The sequence below is a fragment of the Pseudomonas sp. IT-P171 genome (assembly GCF_949767765.1).
In the GTDB taxonomy this organism is placed as follows: Bacteria; Pseudomonadota; Gammaproteobacteria; order Pseudomonadales; family Pseudomonadaceae; genus Aquipseudomonas; species Aquipseudomonas fluorescens_B.
Map to the genome: position 1 here is coordinate 163,537 of NZ_CATKQN010000011.1, position 17,847 is coordinate 181,383.

Here is a 17,847-nt window from a genome sequence, read left to right on the forward strand (position 1 = left end):
TCCTAAAGATCCAGCGAAACGGTAGGGCCGCAGCCGCGGGAGACACAGGGCATGAGAAAGTCGGCCTGCTCGGCGGGGCTAAGGAAACTGTCGCGGTGTTCGATATCACCGCCCACGTGGCGGGTCATGCATTGGCCGCAGGCCCCTCCACGGCACAGGTTGGGGATCTGCAGCCCGGCGGACTCCAGGGCTTCGAGCAGGCTCTGATCGGGGCCGACCCGCAGGCGCCGGCCGCTGCGCAGCAGTTCCAGCTCGAAGGGCCGGCCCGGTTGTGCGGCATTGAACGCTTCCCAGTGCACACGGCTGGACGGCCAGCCGAGTGCCTTGGCCTGTTGCCGAACCGCGTCGAGCAACGGTTGCGGGCCGCAGGTGTAAACGTGGCTGCCCAGCGGTCGATCACGCAGGATGTCGCTCAGGTCCGGGCGGCTGGCGTAGATGTGCAGGCGCGATCCCAGCCGCTGTTGCAACGCCTCGACATAGGCATCGCTCAGGCCCGGACGACAGAGGTAGTGCAATTCGAAGTGAGCCTGGCGTTGTTCCAGGGCCGCGATGTAGGCCATGAACGGCGTGATGCCGATGCCTCCGGCGATCAGGATGTGCAGGCTGGCGGTAGAGTGCAGGGCGAACAGATTGGCCGGTGGCGAGATCTCCAGCCTGTCGCCGATCCGGACCTGCCGATGCAAGTAGTGAGAGCCGCCGCGGGAGGCCTCCTGCAGGCGTACGGCGATGCGGTAATGCTGGTTGTCCGCCGGGTCGCCGGTCAGTGAATAGGCATTGCGCACCTTGCCCTCGGCCAGCGGCAGGTGAACCTGCACATGACTGCCGGGGGAGAAAGCCGGCAGGGGCCCGGCGCACGTCTGCAGGGTGAATTCGCGCACCACTGGGGTAAGCATCCTTGCCGCACTGACCCGCACTTCGATGAAGGCGCTCATGACCGGACTCCGGCGTAAGGCTGGTCGGGGTTGGTGCAGACACCGAGGTATGCCCCGAGGCGGCGGGAAAAGTGCTCCCGGACTTCCAGTCCGACTGCGCAACCGATGCAGCTCAGCAGCGGCTCCGGCCCGGCGGCCTGAGTCAGGCCGCAGTGCACGCAATACACCTGGCGCTGGCCGGCAATCGTACGGGTGATGTCGATCTCGTCATCTTCCAGTCCGGCGCTGCGGGCCTCGCCGTGGATACGCCAGATAAAGGCCTCGTCGCCCATGATGTAGAGATGGTTGCCGACGGTAGCGCTAACCAGCACCTGATGCAGGCGGCGGGAAAAGTCGGCGCTCTCGCCATTCAGCACCAAGGGCTGTTCCAGTTCCCCGACAAAGGGCGTGCAGACGGCCGCCGATTGCATGACCACGATGTGCCGGGTGACGCTTTCACGAGGCAGCGGTTGTCGATAGCACGGGAGGCTGTGAAGTCGGTCCGGGGCAGCGCTGTGTCTATCCGTCATGTGGGCTTTCCTGGCGTTGAACTGGGAATTTGTTTCCTGTTGGGGAAGATACTTTCCTATGGGGAAAATCTTCTCAATCCGGAAAAAGGGCTACGCCTTTGGAGATAAGCCCTGAACAACGCCTGTTCGGGGCATGGAAGTTGCTGGTCTTTGCTCAAGGCTGAGCAACCGGACGGGGAGTTATCGATAGTGCGAACAAAACCGCAGTGGTGGCCGCTCTGGTTGGGGCGTATCCGCCCCGAACAGGCACGCAGTGTGCGCAAACTACTGACCGGATTGCCCTTGTGTCAGGTGCACGCTGACGGTGCCTTGTCAGGTTTTCTGGACCGTTTCGAAGCAGTGTTGCCGACCTGCAAACTGAGTCTGATCCTGGGCGGCGAAGACCTGGGGCCGACGCGGCGCGGATTGATCGAGGGCTGCCAGGACGTGGAACGCTGCCCTTGGCGTGATTCGACACTGGATGATGCGGCTCAGGTCTGTGGCCCTTGTCGGCAACGGGGCGTTCATCGCCTGGTATGTGCCTTGCCGCAAAGTGATGATTCGAACAAAGGGGTGTTGTTGCTGGATACCCCTCAACCGGTCCACGCAAGCTGGCGCCAGTTGCTGGAAGAGGCGGCGCAGGCGATCGGCGTCACCGTGCGCTTGCGCTGCTACACCCGTGAGCAACAGCGCAAACAGGCGACCTCCCGGCACGGCGCCCTGGCTCGTGAGTTGCACGATTCGGTGGCTCAGCAGTTGGGTTATCTGTCGTTCCAGGCGCGTTTGCTGCAATCGCAGTTGGGCGAGCCTGCGCACGCCAACGCCGCGTTGCAGGAACTGTGCGGCGGCTTGAGTCAATTGCAGCGTCAGGTGCGGGAGCTGATTACCAGCGCTCGTCTGACCATGGACGGGCGCTCGCTGCGTCAGGCTCTGGCCGACTCTGTCGCTGAGTTCTCGCGGCGCTGCATCATCGTTTTTGAACTGGACAATCGCCTGGCTGATGATGCTTTGAGCCCGGAAACCGAATTGCAGATTCTGCAGATCATTCGCGAGGCACTGGCCAACGCGGTACGCCATTCCCATGCACGGCATGTGCGCATCGAGTTGCGGCAAAACCAGGACGGTGAAGCCTGCGTATCGGTGGAGGATGACGGCATCGGACTGAGCCCGGCGTCAGGGGAGGAAAACCATTTCGGCTTGGCGATTATCCGCGAACGCGCCGCGAGCATTGGCGCCCGACTGACCATTGAGGCGATCCGCCCGCACGGGGTTCGCGTACACCTTGGCCTTCGCCGCCACCAAGACCTGCCACAGGGGAGTTTCGATGGACTGCACGACCTTACTACTGATCGATGATCACCCGTTGTTTCGCAAAGGCCTGGCACAGCTGTTCAGCGCCAGCGACGACTTTGAAGTGGTGGGGCAGGCCGCCAGCGGCCGCGAAGGCATCAACCTGACGGTGAGCCTGGCGCCGCAGCAGGTCTTGCTGGATCTGCACATGCCCGGCTTGAGCGGTTTGCAGGTGCTCGATGAACTGCGTCAGTTGCGCCTCGACTGTCAGGTGGTGGTGCTCACCGCATCGATGGATCGCGCCGAGCTGTTGACGGCCCTGCGCCTGGGCGCCAGTGGTTATGTGCTCAAGGAAACCGAGCCTGATGCGTTGTTGGCTTACATGCGCAATTGCCACAAGGGCGCGATTGTTCTGGATTCAACCCTGATTGCGCTGCTGGCCGATCAGCGCGAGTCGGTGACCCGCCCTGCGCACGATGCGGATCCGCTCGACACCGGCAACCTCACCGAGCGCGAGGGGCAGACCCTGGCCCTGATCGCTGCGGGCATGAGCAATAAACAGATCGGCCGTGAACTGGGCATCAGCGATGGCACGGTCAAAATCTATGTGAGGAATCTCTTGCAGAAGCTCAGCCTGCACTCGCGCCTGGAACTGGCGGCGTGGGTGCACAACGGCGCGTCGGTGAGACACGAGGAGCGTCATTAGATGATGGAACGACCAGAGGCATTTGTGCAGACACTGCCCTTGCACTTGATGGATCGCTTTCCTGCGGCGTTGCTCGAACTGCGCGATAACGGTCAGATCGCCCACTTCAACTTGGCCTGGGTCGAGCTGATGGATCTGCCAGGTACGGAACGCAACCTCATCGACTATGTGCACCACGAAGACCGTTCGTTGTGGCGTCAGGCCCTGCATGAACTGCGTCGGCACCCCGAAACCTCCTTCAATCAGCGGCTGCGTTTTGTTCACCCTTCGGGGGAGCTGCGCTGGTTCGACGTCAGCCTGAAGCGCGGGCTTCAGGCTTTTTATCTGGTGGCCGGCGACATCACTGCGCACAAGCGGCGCGAGATTGCCTTGCAGGCCAGCCAGCGCAGCAGCATGAGCCTGCTCGACAGCATGCCGGGGCTGATCTATCGCGGCCGCAACAACCGCGACTGGACCATGGAATTCGTCAGTGCCGGTTGCCTGCAACTGACCGGGTATCCACCGGAGCGGCTGGTGGACAACCATGAGTTCACCTACAACAGCCTGATCCTGGCCCAGGATGCCGATTACGTCTGGCGCGAGGTGCAATATGCCCTGTCACGGCAGGAACCGTTCGAACTCCATTACCGGATACGCTGCGCAGATCAGTCGATCAAGCATGTTTGGGAAAAGGGAGTGGGGATTTATGCCGACACCCGGGAAGTGTTGGGTATCGAGGGCGCGATTTTCGAGCGCTGCATGGATCGGCGAGCGAGCTGAATACACCGTTGCGCGAGGGTACAACGCCGGGCATCGCACCCGGCGTTGGGGCTTTCAGGGGGTTATCAGGACAATTCGCCGACTCCCTGGGCGCGCTTGCCCAGTTTCATCAACCCGTAATAGCTGAGGGCGGGCACCAGCAACCCGACAATCCAGGCCAGGTCTACGCCATCCAGGGCGTTGGCCACCGGGCCGACATACAACGTGGTGTTCATGAAGGGGATTTCCAGGGCGATCGCCAGCACGAAACTGCCGCAGGCGATCCAGTTGATACGCCCGTAGATCCCGTCCTTGTCGAAGATGTCAGCTATCCGGTACTGCCCTTTGCGCAGGCAGTAGTAATCCACCAGGTTGATCGCGGTCCAAGGAATCAGGAAATAGCTCATGAAGAAAATGAAGTTGAGGAAGAAGTTGATGAAGTCATCCTGACTGATGGTGCACAAGGCCGTGGCCACCAGGCTGATCACCAGCATGAACAAGCCGCGTACCCGCGGTGTCACCTTGAGCCGGGCAAAGGGTTCGATCACGGTAATGGTCGACATGAAGGCGCCGTACAGGTTGAACACATTGATCGACACCTGGCCATAGACGATGAAGGCGAACAACAGCAGTGCGCCGCCACCAAACAGCCCGGCGACATGGCTGCCGACGTTGCTGGAAAAGTCGCTAATGCCGACGCTGAGGATCGCCCCGAGAATCATCATCCAGGCACCGCCGCTGACCGTGCCGGCGTAGCTGTACCAGAACACTTTTGCGGTTGGCGTACTGCTCGGCAGGTAACGCGAGTAGTCGGCCACATACGGCGCATAGGACAGTTGCCAGGTCACGGCAATGCTCACCGCCGCCAGAAACTTCGACAACGAGAAACCCGTCGGCAGCCATTGTTCCGCCGGGATCGGCAGCTGCAAGGCGAGCACCGTAGCGGCGATGAACACCAACAACGAAAGCAGTGACAGCACTTTCTGCAGGCGATGGATCAGGCGATAACCATAGAGCGCGACGACAAAGCACAACGCCCCGATCAGGTAGATGTTGCCGGTGGCCGGTAACGGACTGACGGACTCCAATGCCTGGGCGGCGAGCAAGGTGTTGCTGACGAAAAACCCCAGGTGAATGAGCATCACGAACAGCAGCGGCAACACCGCCCCCAGCACGCCGAACTGGGCCCGGCTCTGGATCATTTGCGGGATGCCGAGTTTCGGCCCCTGGGCGGAATGGGATGCCATGAAAATCGCCCCCAGCAGCGAACCGATGATGATCGCCAATGCGCTCCAGAACAGATTGAGCCCCATCACCACCGGCAACACGCCGGACGCGATGGTCGTGATGTTCATGTTGGCGCCAAACCAGATGAAGAACAGCGAGCCGGGTTGGCCATGGCGTTCGGCTTCAGGGATGAAATCGATGCTTCTTTTTTCCACTTGCATGGCGATTACTCCTGAGTCCGGGCGAGGTGGGTTTGCAAACGGGCGATGGTGTTTTCCAGCTCATGCGGCTGGTGGGCGAACAGGTCCGGGCGCTCGGGGATCAGGCTTAGATACTCGCGGTTTTCCATGGCTCGAAGGCATTCGGCGCAGGTCAGGATTTCCAGGGCGTAGACCCAGTTGGCCATGATCAGCAGCGCCGAGTAATGTCCCGCCAGCGTGGTCGTGGTGCAGGCGTCGCTGACCAGGCGAATGTGAAAACCCAGGGCGAAGGCATCGAACACCGTGCTCAGTACGCAGACATCGGTCAGTACACCACATACGATCAAGGTATCGACCTGGAGTGCCTCGAGTCGGGCGTCCAGGTCGGTTCGGTGGAAGGCGCTGTAACGGCCCTTGTCGATAATGAGTTCATCTGGCTGCGGCGCCAGACGTTCGGTGATTTCCACTTGCCGGGTGCCGGCGCGATAACTGCTGGGGCCGCCGTCGGCCGCTCGCGGTTCGCCGCGCGGCAAGTCAATGCCGTCGGCCTGATTGATGTGGCGGGTATAGATGACAGGCACCCGTTGACGGCGGGCAGTCTCGAGCAGGGCGGCGGTGTTGGCCTCCACGGTGTCGAAGTGTTCCAGGACGAAACCGTCCTCCTGCTGCATGTCGATGATCAACAGCGCGTTTTTATTGTTCATTGAGCAAACCTGATCATGGGCGAAGCACAATGCACCGGACACGCTTCGCGATAACGAGACGTGGGATGCGTGAATTCCAGTTCGGGTGGGCTCAGTGAACCAGCTGCCAGAAGCCGTTCTGCTTGGCGGTAACGCTGGCGCGCAGGCGCTTGAAATGCAGATGCGAAGCGGTCCATTCGCCGCGCAGATAAACCTGCTCGGCGCCGGAGGGAAGGGCGAGTGATGGGCGGCGATCATTGATCATTGGAATCGACCCTACACGTCAGTCAGCCCCCCGGCTTCGCGTCCGAGGGGCAGGGTGGTTGACTCAGCGGAACGCCGGGACCACGTGTTTGATGAACAGCTCCAGGGATTTTTTCTTCTCCGCGTGGGGCAGGCTGTTATCGCACCAGAAGCTGAACTCGTCGACCCCCAGTTCCTGGTAATACTTGATGCGCGGGATGATTTCTTCCGCGGTGCCGATCATCGCCGTCTTGTGCAGACTCTCCAGTTCGAACTCTGGTCGCGCGGCGAATTTTTCTTCCGGGCTCGGCGCCAGGAAGCCGTTGACCGGCACTTCCTTATTACCGAACCAGGCATCAAAAGTGCGATAGAACTTCGAGATCGCCTTGGCCCCGACTTTCCAGCCTTCGGGGTCATCGACCGCGTGGACGTGGGTGTGACGCAGCACCATCAGTTGTGGGCGCGGCACATCTGGATTGTTGTCCAACGCAGTCTGGAATTTATTCTTCAGGTCGAGGACTTCTTCGTCGCCTTTCATCAGTGGCGTGACCATGACGTTGCAGCCGTTGGCCACCGCGAAGTTATGCGAATCGGGATCGCGAGCGGCGATCCACATCGGTGGATTAGGCTTCTGGATCGGCTTTGGCACACTGGTTGAGGTCGGGAACTTCCAGATGTCACCGTCGTGGGCGTAGTCGCCTTGCCACAAGGCGCGAACCACTGGAACCATTTCCCGCAGCGCCTGACCACCGGAAGAGGCAGGCATGCCACCGGCCATGCGGTCGAATTCCACCTGATACGCGCCGCGGGCCAGACCGACTTCCATGCGACCGTTACTGATCACGTCCAGCAGTGCGCATTCGCCGGCGACGCGCAACGGGTGCCAGAACGGCGCGATGATGGTGCCGGCGCCGAGGTGAATGGTGGTGGTCTTGGCGGCCAGGTAGGCCAACAACGGCATCGGGCTCGGCGAGATGGTGTATTCCATCGCGTGGTGTTCGCCGATCCAGACGGTGCTGAAACCGCCGGCTTCAGCCATCAGGGTCAGTTCCGTCAGGTCTTCGAACAACTGACGGTGGCTGATGCTTTCGTCCCAGCGTTCCATGTGCACGAACAATGAAAACTTCATGACGCTTACCTCGGATCTTTTGTTGTCGGCCTGTCGACTGCAGGCCTGTTGCCTGGAATGAGCGCTAGGCGCTCCCGGGAGTTCTCGCCGGTTGAAGCGCGTCGCTGAGAACGGCTATTCGGCTGATTCGTTATTGGTATACCATAATATGGAATATCCACAAAATATTTCTCTCCGACGGTCCTACTCACCTCACAAGGAAGGCGAGCTTGATGAACATAAAACAAAAACTGATCCTCGCATTTGCGGCGATCGCCAGCCTCCCGGTTATTCTGGTAGCTGTGCTGATCATCCTCAACGTACGCCAAGAGGCACGGGAAACGTTTAGCGACAGCAGTGGACGGGAGATCCGTCAGGTCGAAAACGCCATGCAACTGTTCTTCGAAGGCATCAGCCAGAATGTCGCCTACCTGGCCGAACATCCGCAATTGCAGAGTATTGATGCCAGTCTCAAACGATATATGGCGAGTGACGCGGCCCAAATGCCCATGGGCGAGCATGATCAGCAACTGTTTCAGCTGTTCTCGGGGTTGGCCAGGAGTCATTCGGCCTATGCCTATCTGTCACTGGGTACTGAAGACGGCGGTTACGTGTTCTGGCCGGGTGATCCCAAGCTCTCCGGGTACGATCCTCGTACACGGCCCTGGTACAAAACTGCGATGGCGCAGCCGGGCAAGACTCTACGAACTGATGCCTATTACTGGGCGGCCGACGATGTGGTGCTGGTCAGCACCGTCCAGAGCTTCACCAATCGCCTGGGCAGTAATGCCGGGGTGGTGAACATCGACGTCTCGCTCAAGCAATTAACCGACCTGGTCAAGCAGATCAAGCTTGGTGACAGCGGCTATTTGCTGTTGATGGAAGGCAATGACACGGTACTGGTCGATCCGAATGAGCCGTCCCACAACTTTAAAAAGCTCAGTGAGCTGGGTGATGGTTACCGCGAGTTAAGTGAAGCCGGCAAGGGGCTGGTTGAAGTCAAACTGGCGGGCGAGCGCTACATGGCTTTTGTTTGGCCGTCCGAAGCGCTGGGCTGGCGCTTTGTCGGTGTGGTCCGGGAAAGTGAAGTGATGGCCGGTGCCACTCGATTGACTTGGATCATTGCTGCGATCGCCTTGGTCTGCGCCGGATTTTTTGCCATGGGCGGAGCCTGGTTTGCCGGGTTGATTGTCAAGCCGATTCGGAGCGTGGCTAGCGGTCTGGAAGGAATCGCTCAAGGTGAAGGCGACCTGACTGCACGTCTGGCAGTGCGTGGGCGGGATGAAACGGCGCAGTTGGCTGGCTGGTTCAACCAGTTTCTCGAAGCGATCCGAACGTTAATCCAGCGCATCGGCCAGGCAGCGGGGCAGATTCACAGCAGTTCCGGCAGCGCCACTGAAGTCTCGGTGGAAATGGCCGACGTTGCGTCTCGTCAGCGTGAGGCGGTGGACATGGTGTCCACCGCGTTTCATGAGATGGTGGCCACGTCCAATGAAGTCGCGCGCTCCTGCAGCCGGGCTGCCGACTCGGCCGATAATGGACAGCGCCAGGCGCATACCGGGCAGCAGCAAATCGATGCAGCAGTGAACAATGTCGGGCGTCTGAGCCAAGAGATTGAGCACTCCGCCCAGGCGATGGAGCAACTTGAAAAAGACAGTAACGACATACAGTCGATTCTCGGCACGATTCGTTCGATTGCTGAACAGACCAACCTGCTGGCGTTAAATGCTGCCATCGAGGCGGCACGTGCCGGTGAGCAGGGTCGCGGTTTTGCTGTGGTGGCCGATGAGGTGAGGGCGTTGGCCAAGCGCACCTCCGACTCCACGGGTGAGATCGATGGCTTGCTCGGTAATCTGGCACGGCGTACCCATCAGATGGGCAAGCAAATGCACGCCAGTCTGGAGGTGTCGCAGGAGACGGTGGTGTCGATCAATGAAGCGCGGGTCAGTTTTGGGTTGATCCGCGAATCGGTGGATGTGATCCGTGACATGAATACGCAGATCGCCACGGCGGCAGAGGAGCAGCATCAGGTGGCCGAAGACATCAACCGGCACATCAGCCAGATTCACGGTGATGCGCAGTTGGTTTCCAGTCTTGCAGATTCTACCCGGCAGGATGCGAAGAACCTGACCGCATTGTCCGAGACATTGAATCAGTTGGTGAGTCGTTTCAGAACGTGAGCAGGAGAGGCAGCGGTGCGGATACATGCCGCTGCCGTTTGATTGAGTCAGGCGAGGACGGGCAGCGCGCCCATCTTGCCGTGGCAATACACCAGTGGCCCTGCGTTCTGCTGGGGCACGATCAGGTTCTTCACCGCGCCGACCATGATCGCGTGGTCGCCCCCTTCGTATTCGCGCCACAGCTCGCATTCGATCACCGCCGTGGCGTTAGCCAGAATCGGGTTGCCCAGTTCACTCAAGGTCCATTCGATGCCTTGGGCCTTGTCCTTGCCTTTGCGCGCGAAGGCATAGGCTTCGCTCTGCTGGCCGCCGGACAGGACGTGAATGGCAAAGCGTTTGTTCTTGATCAGAACCGGATAGGAATCGGAGCTGTAGTTGGGGCAGAACAGCACCAGGGCCGGGTCCATGGACAGCGAGCTGAAGGCGCTGGCGGTAAGGCCGACGATTTGGCCGTCGTCATCCAGCGTGGTGATCACAGTCACTCCGGACGGAAACGAACCCATCACTTGTTTGTAGATGGCGGCATCGATCATGGGACGGTCCTCTGGCGGTGAAACAGGTTTTTATGGGTTTGTAGGTCTGATGGTATACCGTAATACATCGTTTGCAAGGGCTTTTTCTTTTCCCCGATAAACGCACGTATTGGGCATTAAGCCCAATGAATACGGGATTTGACTGGAATTTGTTGGCGCTCATTTATCGGGATTAGGGATGCTAAAAGACCCGATTAGCCTTGTTTAAAAGTTGGAATACCATAATATGACTCGCATCTGAGGGACCGCCAAAGAGCGTCCCCGGTTTGGCTTCGTACAACAATAAGATCAGACAAACTAGAGTTCATGCACATGTCCCAGATGTCCCGGCAAGACCCCCTGATCGAGAATCACACGGTCGATTACGTCCCACTCGCGGAACGCCACGGGAAGGCCCGCGACCTTTTCACTTTATGGTTCAGTACCAACATCGCGCCCTTGCCCATCGTGACCGGCGCCATGGTGGTTCAAGTTTTCCATCTCGACCTGTTCTGGGGGCTGTTGGCGATTGCGCTCGGGCACATGGTCGGTGGCCTGGTGATTGCCCTCGCGTCGGCCCAAGGTCCGCGCATGGGGATTCCGCAGATGGTGCAGAGCCGCGGACAGTTCGGCCGTTATGGTGCGTTGCTGATCGTGTTCTTTGCGGCGATCATCTACATCGGCTTTTTCATCTCCAACATCGTCTTGGCCGGCAAGTCCATTGTCGGCATTGCGCCTTCAGTTCCGGTGCCGGCGAGCATCCTCATCGGTGCGCTCAGCGCTACCGCAATCGGGGTTATCGGTTACCGCTTCATTCACACCCTCAATCGCATCGGAACCTGGGTCATGGGCAGTGCCTTGCTTGCCGGTTTCCTTTACATCTTCGCTCACGACCTGCCGGCGGACTTCTTCACTCGCGGCAGTTTCAACCTGTCGGGCTGGCTGGCAACGGTGTCGTTGGGGATCATCTGGCAGATCAGCTTCTCGCCGTATGTATCGGACTACTCGCGTTACCTGCCGGCGGATATCGGGATCGCCCGTCCGTTTTTCGCCACGTATCTGGGCGCGACCTTGGGCACCATTCTCTCGTTCACCTTCGGCGCGGTGGCGGTGTTGGCCACTCCAGAAGGCACCGAAGCGATGGCCGCGGTGAAGCAATCCACCGGCTGGCTGGGGCCGATTCTGATGGTGCTGTTTTTGCTCAACATCATCAGCCACAACGCCTTGAATCTGTATGGCGCGGTGCTGTCGATTATCACCTCGATCCAGACCTTCGCCAGCCAATGGACGCCGAGCATCAAGGTGCGCGTGGTGTTGTCGAGTGGGGTGCTGGCGGGGTGCTGCTTCGTCGCATTGGGCGCTTCCGCAGACTTCATCTCGCAGTTCATCGGCCTGATTTTGGCGCTGTTGCTGGTGCTGGTGCCTTGGGCGTCGATCAACCTGATTGATTTCTATCTGATCAAGCGTGGCAGCTATGACATCGCCTCGATCTTCCGTGCGGATGGCGGGATTTACGGGTGTTTCAATCTGCATGCGATCGTTGCGTATTTCATCGGGATTATTGTGCAGCTGCCGTTTGCCAATACGTCGTTGTATGTCGGGCCGTATGCCAATCTGGTGGAAGGTGCTGACCTGTCGTGGCTGGTGGGGCTGGTGGTGACTTGTCCGTTGTATTATTGCCTGGCTACCCGCAGTCAAGCGCAAGAGCGCAAAGCTTCCAGACTCGGTTATGCCGATTAATCAAACCCGTCTTCTGTTCGTCTGAGATGCCCGGCCTGTGCCGGGCATTTTCGTTTGGATGGTGAACAGAGGGAGAGCTGAAGGCGCACATTTGATCGGTGCCGAGCTTGAATGCTGTGTCCACTAAAGCTTCATTGCGTGAGCTCGCTGGAGAAAGCGGCTGGTCAGGCGATGATGGTGTTGGCTGAAGGATGTATTCGCGAGGGAAGATACACATTGGTTCGGGGCAGGGCACGGATGCTGTGTTCGTGGCGATACCGGGAGGTTTAAACGATGAGTCAGGCAGAGGGATAGTGAGATCAAAAAAAAAGGCCGCTGCAACCCGACGTTGCAGCGGCCCGAGGGTGACAGATCAATCACAGCCCACTGGCATGGACCGGCGCCAAATCAATGAGCCCCAGCAGCCTTGTTCAGATCACTCTCAGCCCATTCGGTATACACGCAAGCATCCGCAGTGGCCCAGCGCACCCGAACCGGATCGCCAGTCTTCAGAGGCATGCCGGCGGCGGAGAGCGCCTTGACGGTCATCGAGGTACCGCCGGAAGTCATCACGGTGCAGGTCTGGCTTTCACCGAGGAACAGCACTTCGCCCGCAATGGCCGACACTTCATTCCAGCCTGCCGCTAGCGGTTTCTGAGCCGCTTGCTCGACGCTCAGCGCCAAGGCTTTTTCCGGACGCACCATCAGCAGTACATCCTGATCGGTTTGCAATCCTGCGGTCAGTCGAATCGACAACGATTGCCCTTCAAACGTAGCGATCGCATTGCCTTGAGCCTTGAGCTTGAGGAAGTTCGAGTTGCCAAGGAACGAAGCAACAAAGGCATTCGGCGGGTTCTGGTACAGGTCGTAACCGCTGCCCAAACCGACGATCTTACCGTGGCTGAAAATTGCGATGCGCTGGGACAGGCGCATCGCTTCTTCCTGGTCGTGGGTCACGTAGACAATGGTGATGCCCAAGCGCCGATGCAGCTGGCGCAGTTCGTCTTGCAAGTCTTCACGCAGCTTTTTATCCAGGGCGCCAAGGGGTTCGTCCATCAGCAGGATGCGTGGCTCGTAGACCAGGGCTCGAGCGATGGCGACCCGTTGCTGCTGGCCGCCGGAGAGTTGCGATGGGCGACGATGCGCAAATTGCTCAAGCTGCACCAGTTTGAGCATCGCATCGACCCGGCGTTCGCGCTCCGCGGTGGCCAGTTTGCGAATGGCCAGCGGGAACGCGATATTGTCGCGCACCGACAGGTGTGGGAACAGCGAATAACGTTGGAACACCATACCGATGTCACGCTTGTGCGGCGGTACGTTGACCAGCGACTGGCCATTGACCAGGATCTCGCCGCTGCTCGGGGTTTCGAAGCCGGCGAGCATCGACAGCGTTGTACTTTTACCTGAGCCGCTGGAGCCGAGGAACGTGAGGAATTCACCGTCCTTGATGTCCAGCGAGATGTTGTCCACGGCGGCAAAATCGCCGTAGTACTTGTTCAGGTTGCGCAGGCTAACCAACGGTTGGTCGTTCTGATGCGCGGAATCTTTGATCACTGCACTCATGTCGTACTCCTGGGCGCTCAGGCGCTGATTGGATTGCGCCGGCGAAGGGCGGCGGCGATGACCATGACCAATACCGAGAGGCCGATCAGCAGCGTCGAGGCGACGGCGATCACGGGCGTCAGGTCCTGGCGCAGGGTGGTCCACATTTTCACGGGAAGGGTTTGCAGGGTCGGGCTGGCCATCATCACGCTAAGCACCACTTCATCCCAGGACACCAGGAACGCAAACAGGGCACCGGCCACCATGCCCGGACGAATCGCCGGAAAGGTCACCTTGAACACTGCTTGCAGGCGCGAGGCGCCACAGATCACTGCGGCATCTTCAATGGACTGATCGAACAGCTTCAGCGAGTTGATGATCGAGATGATGGTGAACGGCAACGCAACAATCACGTGGCTGACCACGAAAGCGAACATCGTGCCGGTGTAGCCCAGTTTCAGGAACAGCGCATACACCGCCACCGCGATGATCACCAGCGGCACGATCATTGGCAGGGTAAACAGGCCGTAGAGCATTTCCCGTCCAGGGAACCGTCCGCGTACCAGCGCAAAAGCGGTCGGCAGGCCCAACGCCACAGCAAAAAAGGTGGTCAGTACCGCGACTTTGAGGCTGGCCACGGCCGCGTTCATCCAGTCAGCGTTAGAGAAGAACTGGCCGTACCATTTCAGAGTCCAGCCCGGTGGTGGGAACACCAGCCACTGGGAGGAACCGAATGACAGCAGCACGATGAACACGATCGGCAGCAACAGGAACAGCGCGATCAGTCCGGTGGTGAGGTACAGGCCCAAGCGCATCCGGCGGCTCATGGCATTAGGGGTCAGGAGCATGACGGCTTACCTCGCGTTGCTGGCGCCAACCGGGGATTCCGGCTGGAGCTTCAGGTAGAAGTAGAACAACACCAGCGTAATGACAATCAGCAACGCGGCGCCGGCGCTGGCCAGACCCCAGTTGAGGAACGACTGCACCTGCTGAATGATGAATTCGGGCAGCATCATGTTCTGCGCGCCGCCCAGCAGTGCCGGGGTCACGTAGTAACCGAGGGACATCACAAACACCATCAAGCCACCGGAGAACAGCCCCGGCCGACACAGCGGCAGGAATACCCGGAAGAAGTTGGTCCACGGACTGGCGCCGCAAATCGAGCCGGCTTGCAGAATCATCGGGTCGATGGCCTGCATGGTCGCCTGCAGCGGCAGCACGATGAACGGGATCATGATGTAACTCATGCCGATCACCACGCCGGTGAGGTTATGCACCATCTCCAGCGGCTGATCGATGATGCCTATCGCCATCAATGCTTTGTTGATCACCCCGGACGCCTGCAACAGCACAAGCCAGGAGTAGGTCCGCGCGAGAAGGCTGGTCCACATCGACAGCAGCACGATGTTGAGGATCCAGCGACCCCAGCCACGTGGCACCAGGGTAATCGCCCAGGCTAGCGGAAAGCCCAGCAGCAGGCTGAACAGCGTCACCAGCCCGGCCACCGAGAACGTGTTGAGCAAGACTCGGGCGTAAGCCGAGTTGGCGAACAGCTGCTCGTAGTTGCCAAGACCCGGGGTCGGCTCCAGCACGCCACGCAGCAACAGCCCAATCAGCGGCGCCAGAAAAAACAGGCCGAGGAACAGCAGGGCGGGAATCAGGTTGCTCGAACCGCGCCAGCGCTGCGCCAGGGAAGGGGATTGCTTCATCACAGCCGCCTTGCCGGAGGCCGAACCGGCAGCGCCAATGGCGCTCCCGGTCGGAGTAGGTTGAAGGGGTGCTGCTGTCATTTTCATTTGACCAGCCATTCGTTCCACCGTGTCGCGATGGCCGGACCGTTTTTGGCCCAGTACGCGAAATCAAGAGTGATCTGATCCTTAGCGTAGGCAGTCGGCAAGTTAGGGGCCAGCACTGAGTCCAGGCGCGCCACGCTGTCGACGTTGACCGGCGCATAGGCGGTCAGGTTGGAGAAGTCAGCTTGTCCTTTGGCGCTGCTGGCGTTGGCCAAAAACTTCATGGCTGCGGCCTTGTTTTTCGAGCCTTTAGGTATGACCAGAATGTCGGCCATGACCAGGTTCTGTTTCCAGCTCACGCCCACCGGCGCGCCATCCTGTTGCAGGGCGTAGATCCGACCGTTCCAGAACTGGCCGATGCTGGCTTCACCGGAAGCGAGCAGTTGTTGCGACTGTGCGCCGCCACCCCACCAGACGATGTCTTTCTTGATGGTGTCGAGTTTTTTGAAGGCGCGATCAAGATCCAGCGGGTAGAGCTTGTCGGCGGCTACGCCATCGGCCAGCAGGGCCAGTTCAAGCACGCCGGGGCTCGGCCATTTGTAAAGGGCGCGTTTACCAGGGTAGGTTTTGGTGTCGAACAGTGCAGACCAGTCCTGCGGCTTTCCACTGCCTAGCTTGCCTTCGTTGTAGCCGAGGACGAAGGAGAAATAGAACGAACCGACGCCATGGTCAGAGACAAACCGCGGGTCGATTTTGTCGCGCTGAATAACGTTGAAATCGAGGGGTTCGAGCAAGCCTTCGGCGGAGGCGCGCAGGGCGAAGTCGGCTTCGACATCGACCACGTCCCATTGCACGTTGCCGCTTTCGACCATGGCTTTGAGTTTGCCGTAGTCGGTCGGGCCATCCTGGACTACGGTAATGCCGCTGGCTTTGCTGAACGGATCAGCCCAGGCCTGCTTCTGTGCATCCTGGGTGCTGCCGCCCCAACTGACGAAGTTGACGCTTTCAGCCGCCATGACCACGTGACTGGCCGTGGCCAGTAAGCCTGCGAACAGTACTGCGGTTGCACGTTTGTTCAACACCATTTTCACGCCCTCATTTGTTGTGTTTTTGAGCGGGCTTGGTAATGCCCGCCTATCGGGAGCAGTAGGTCCATCTGGCCTCTAAAGGCGACCGTGCCAAGGGCTCTTATTGGTGCTTTCCCTGGCGGGCGCACTTGGCTGAATCGTTCGGTCTATGGAATATCATATTATGGTATTCCAAACTTTGTGCAAGCACTTTGCCTTACCGGCTATCAGCCAAAAATGTTTTTTTTCCGTCAGGCCACGGGTAGCGGCCTTCACGTTTATAGAAAGAGGCCAGGAATCATTCGGTGAAAGGGATGCTTTCCACGACTTCCAGGTTGTAACCGGTCAAACCCGCGTATTTCAGCGGCGGGCCAAGATGACGCAACTTGCCCACGCCAAGATCCTGCAGAATCTGCGCGCCGGTACCCACTTCAGAATAGATGCGCGATTGGGAGCGGCTGAATTGTTTGGGCGCCTGGGTGAGTTGCGGGACGCGTTCGAGGAGCGCTTGCGACGACTCATGATTGGCCAGCACCACCACCACGCCACGACCTTCCTCGGCTACTCGCTGAAGCGCTGCCCACAACGTCCAGTTGGACGGCCCGCTGTATTCGGCGCCCACCAGATCGCGCAGCGGATCGATCACATGCACGCGCACCAGCGTTGGTTCGTCCCGGTGCAATTTACCCATGACCATTGCCATGTGGACTCCACCTTCAATGCGGTCTTCAAAGGTGATCAGACGGAAGGTGCCGTGTACAGTGGGCAGTTCACGTTCACCGATCCGCACCACGGTGTGTTCGGTGCTGAGGCGATAGTGGATCAGGTCGGCGATGGTGCCGATCTTGATCGCGTGCTTGCGCGCGAACACTTCCAGGTCCGGGCGGCGAGCCATGGTGCCGTCATCGTTCATTACTTCGACGATCACCGAGGCCGGGGTGAAGCCGGCCAGGCGTGCCAGGTCGCAACCGGCCTCGGTATGACCGGCGCGAGTCAGTACGCCGCCTTCCTTGGCGCGCAGCGGGAAAATATGGCCGGGTTGCACGAGGTCGGCGGGCCCGGCATTAACGGCAACCGCGGCTGCCACGGTGCGCGCCCGGTCGGCGGCGGAGATGCCGGTGGTCACGCCCACGGCGGCCTCGATGGACACGGTAAACGCGGTACTGAACACGCTGCCATTGCTCGGCACCATCTGCTCCAGCCCAAGGCGTTGGCAGTGGTCGTCGATCAAGGTCAGACAGATCAGGCCGCGTGCTTCCCGGGCCATGAAGCTGATGGCCTCGGCCGTGCAGCAATCGGCGGCCAGCAGCAGGTCGCCTTCATTTTCCCGGTCCTCGTCATCGACCAGGAGCACCATCTTGCCTTGGCGATAGTCTTCGATGATTTCTTCGATGCTGTTGAAGGCCATGTTGGGATTCTCAGTGTTTGATGGAAATATTATGTGGTATACCATAATACAAAATAAACTGAGAGGTCACT

Annotated in this window: 17 protein-coding genes and 1 pseudogene; 6 read left to right on the plus strand and 12 right to left on the minus strand. The window is 59.5% G+C overall.

All coding sequences use genetic code 11. The features are described 5' to 3' along the window. Window positions 1–2: 2 nt before the first annotated feature. Window positions 3–932, minus strand: coding sequence for a PDR/VanB family oxidoreductase (locus tag ACM6I5_RS09220; protein WP_414883657.1), 930 nt, complete (start codon window positions 930–932; stop codon window positions 3–5). Next, window positions 929–1,441 (minus strand): dimethylamine monooxygenase subunit DmmA family protein, encoded by a 513-nt coding sequence (locus tag ACM6I5_RS09225; protein WP_414883658.1) that lies wholly within the window; start codon window positions 1,439–1,441, stop codon window positions 929–931. The genes ACM6I5_RS09220 and ACM6I5_RS09225 overlap by 4 nt, the downstream gene beginning before the upstream one ends. Before the next feature lie 189 nt (window positions 1,442–1,630). Here ACM6I5_RS09225 and ACM6I5_RS09230 point away from each other — a divergent pair, with 189 nt between their 5' ends. Genes ACM6I5_RS09230 through ACM6I5_RS09240 form a run of 3 tightly spaced genes read left to right on the plus strand, consistent with a single transcriptional unit; the run spans window position 1,631 to window position 4,175 of the window. Beyond that, entirely contained in the window at window positions 1,631–2,776 is a 1,146-nt protein-coding gene (locus ACM6I5_RS09230) for an ATP-binding protein (RefSeq protein ID WP_414883659.1), read from the plus strand. Continuing rightward, window positions 2,745–3,416 (plus strand): response regulator, encoded by a 672-nt coding sequence (locus ACM6I5_RS09235; RefSeq protein ID WP_414883660.1) that lies wholly within the window; start codon window positions 2,745–2,747, stop codon window positions 3,414–3,416. The genes ACM6I5_RS09230 and ACM6I5_RS09235 overlap by 32 nt, the downstream gene beginning before the upstream one ends. After that, window positions 3,417–4,175, plus strand: a complete 759-nt coding sequence (locus tag ACM6I5_RS09240; protein WP_414883661.1) for a PAS domain-containing protein — start codon at window positions 3,417–3,419, stop codon at window positions 4,173–4,175. Window positions 4,176–4,240: 65 nt separating this feature from the next. Here the strand turns inward: ACM6I5_RS09240 and ACM6I5_RS09245 are convergent, their stop codons facing one another. The 4 genes from ACM6I5_RS09245 to ACM6I5_RS09260 all read right to left on the minus strand — a co-directional run bounded on the left by ACM6I5_RS09245 (window position 4,241) and on the right by ACM6I5_RS09260 (window position 7,636). After that, window positions 4,241–5,602 (minus strand): purine-cytosine permease family protein, encoded by a 1,362-nt coding sequence (locus ACM6I5_RS09245; RefSeq protein WP_414883662.1) that lies wholly within the window; start codon window positions 5,600–5,602, stop codon window positions 4,241–4,243. A 5-nt stretch (window positions 5,603–5,607) separates the two neighbouring features. Continuing rightward, a complete protein-coding gene (locus ACM6I5_RS09250; RefSeq protein ID WP_414883663.1) occupies window positions 5,608–6,285 on the minus strand; it encodes an isochorismatase family cysteine hydrolase in 678 nt (225 codons plus the stop codon). 91 nt (window positions 6,286–6,376) lie between these two features. Then, entirely contained in the window at window positions 6,377–6,529 is a 153-nt protein-coding gene (locus tag ACM6I5_RS09255) for a hypothetical protein (protein WP_197281746.1), read from the minus strand. Between the two features lie 63 nt (window positions 6,530–6,592). After that, the gene (locus ACM6I5_RS09260; RefSeq protein ID WP_414883664.1) at window positions 6,593–7,636 is read right to left on the minus strand and encodes an LLM class flavin-dependent oxidoreductase; all 1,044 of its coding nucleotides are present in this window, start codon (window positions 7,634–7,636) and stop codon (window positions 6,593–6,595) included. Between the two features lie 212 nt (window positions 7,637–7,848). Between ACM6I5_RS09260 and ACM6I5_RS09265 the strand changes: the two are divergent. Continuing rightward, window positions 7,849–8,937: pseudogene (locus ACM6I5_RS09265) on the plus strand (cache domain-containing protein); the annotation flags it as partial. Window positions 8,938–9,066: 129 nt separating this feature from the next. Beyond that, window positions 9,067–9,795 carry a methyl-accepting chemotaxis protein gene (locus ACM6I5_RS09270; RefSeq protein ID WP_414883951.1) on the plus strand — a complete coding sequence of 243 codons (729 nt, stop codon included), beginning with the start codon at window positions 9,067–9,069 and terminating at the stop codon, window positions 9,793–9,795. A 47-nt stretch (window positions 9,796–9,842) separates the two neighbouring features. On the opposite strand, the gene ACM6I5_RS09275 is transcribed toward ACM6I5_RS09270, so the two are convergent. Next, window positions 9,843–10,328, minus strand: a complete 486-nt coding sequence (locus ACM6I5_RS09275) for a flavin reductase family protein (protein ID WP_056740501.1) — start codon at window positions 10,326–10,328, stop codon at window positions 9,843–9,845. 312 nt (window positions 10,329–10,640) lie between these two features. Between ACM6I5_RS09275 and ACM6I5_RS09280 the strand changes: the two genes are divergently transcribed. Then, window positions 10,641–12,047: a purine-cytosine permease family protein gene (locus tag ACM6I5_RS09280; protein WP_414883665.1), complete on the plus strand. Its 1,407-nt coding sequence runs from the start codon at window positions 10,641–10,643 to the stop codon at window positions 12,045–12,047. Window positions 12,048–12,434: 387 nt separating this feature from the next. On the opposite strand, the gene ACM6I5_RS09285 is transcribed toward ACM6I5_RS09280, so the two are convergent. The 5 genes from ACM6I5_RS09285 to ribBA all read right to left on the minus strand — a co-directional run bounded on the left by ACM6I5_RS09285 (window position 12,435) and on the right by ribBA (window position 17,776). Then, on the minus strand, window positions 12,435–13,589 hold the full coding sequence (locus ACM6I5_RS09285) for an ABC transporter ATP-binding protein (RefSeq protein WP_414883666.1): 1,155 nt from the start codon (window positions 13,587–13,589) through the stop codon (window positions 12,435–12,437). Window positions 13,590–13,606: 17 nt separating this feature from the next. Continuing rightward, complete coding sequence (locus ACM6I5_RS09290) at window positions 13,607–14,416, minus strand: ABC transporter permease (RefSeq protein ID WP_414883667.1); 810 nt, start codon at window positions 14,414–14,416, stop codon at window positions 13,607–13,609. A gap of 6 nt (window positions 14,417–14,422) precedes the next feature. After that, a complete protein-coding gene (locus tag ACM6I5_RS09295; protein ID WP_414883668.1) occupies window positions 14,423–15,376 on the minus strand; it encodes an ABC transporter permease in 954 nt (317 codons plus the stop codon). Beyond that, the gene (locus tag ACM6I5_RS09300; RefSeq protein WP_414883669.1) at window positions 15,361–16,386 is read right to left on the minus strand and encodes an ABC transporter substrate-binding protein; all 1,026 of its coding nucleotides are present in this window, start codon (window positions 16,384–16,386) and stop codon (window positions 15,361–15,363) included. Before ACM6I5_RS09300 ends, ACM6I5_RS09295 begins: the two co-directional genes overlap by 16 nt. A gap of 280 nt (window positions 16,387–16,666) precedes the next feature. Next, window positions 16,667–17,776 carry a bifunctional 3,4-dihydroxy-2-butanone-4-phosphate synthase/GTP cyclohydrolase II gene (ribBA, locus tag ACM6I5_RS09305; RefSeq protein ID WP_414883670.1) on the minus strand — a complete coding sequence of 370 codons (1,110 nt, stop codon included), beginning with the start codon at window positions 17,774–17,776 and terminating at the stop codon, window positions 16,667–16,669. Between the last annotated feature and the right edge of the window lie 71 nt (window positions 17,777–17,847).

What these genes read in the sequence shown, in the direction of transcription:
- ACM6I5_RS09240 (WP_414883661.1), top strand. Translation starts at nt 3,417, where the DNA reads ATGATGGAACGACCAGAGGCATTTGTGCAGACACTGCCCTTGCACTTG.
- ACM6I5_RS09295 (WP_414883668.1), bottom strand. Translation starts at nt 15,376, where the DNA reads ATGGCTGGTCAAATGAAAATGACAGCAGCACCCCTTCAACCTACTCCG.
- ACM6I5_RS09250 (WP_414883663.1), bottom strand. Translation starts at nt 6,285, where the DNA reads ATGAACAATAAAAACGCGCTGTTGATCATCGACATGCAGCAGGAGGAC.
- ACM6I5_RS09220 (WP_414883657.1), bottom strand. Translation starts at nt 932, where the DNA reads ATGAGCGCCTTCATCGAAGTGCGGGTCAGTGCGGCAAGGATGCTTACC.
- ACM6I5_RS09235 (WP_414883660.1), top strand. Translation starts at nt 2,745, where the DNA reads ATGGACTGCACGACCTTACTACTGATCGATGATCACCCGTTGTTTCGC.
- ACM6I5_RS09225 (WP_414883658.1), bottom strand. Translation starts at nt 1,441, where the DNA reads ATGACGGATAGACACAGCGCTGCCCCGGACCGACTTCACAGCCTCCCG.
- ACM6I5_RS09260 (WP_414883664.1), bottom strand. Translation starts at nt 7,636, where the DNA reads ATGAAGTTTTCATTGTTCGTGCACATGGAACGCTGGGACGAAAGCATC.
- ACM6I5_RS09275 (WP_056740501.1), bottom strand. Translation starts at nt 10,328, where the DNA reads ATGATCGATGCCGCCATCTACAAACAAGTGATGGGTTCGTTTCCGTCC.
- ACM6I5_RS09245 (WP_414883662.1), bottom strand. Translation starts at nt 5,602, where the DNA reads ATGCAAGTGGAAAAAAGAAGCATCGATTTCATCCCTGAAGCCGAACGC.
- ribBA (WP_414883670.1), bottom strand. Translation starts at nt 17,776, where the DNA reads ATGGCCTTCAACAGCATCGAAGAAATCATCGAAGACTATCGCCAAGGC.
- ACM6I5_RS09255 (WP_197281746.1), bottom strand. Translation starts at nt 6,529, where the DNA reads ATGATCAATGATCGCCGCCCATCACTCGCCCTTCCCTCCGGCGCCGAG.
- ACM6I5_RS09270 (WP_414883951.1), top strand. Translation starts at nt 9,067, where the DNA reads ATGGTGTCCACCGCGTTTCATGAGATGGTGGCCACGTCCAATGAAGTC.
- ACM6I5_RS09290 (WP_414883667.1), bottom strand. Translation starts at nt 14,416, where the DNA reads ATGCTCCTGACCCCTAATGCCATGAGCCGCCGGATGCGCTTGGGCCTG.
- ACM6I5_RS09300 (WP_414883669.1), bottom strand. Translation starts at nt 16,386, where the DNA reads ATGGTGTTGAACAAACGTGCAACCGCAGTACTGTTCGCAGGCTTACTG.
- ACM6I5_RS09285 (WP_414883666.1), bottom strand. Translation starts at nt 13,589, where the DNA reads ATGAGTGCAGTGATCAAAGATTCCGCGCATCAGAACGACCAACCGTTG.
- ACM6I5_RS09280 (WP_414883665.1), top strand. Translation starts at nt 10,641, where the DNA reads ATGTCCCAGATGTCCCGGCAAGACCCCCTGATCGAGAATCACACGGTC.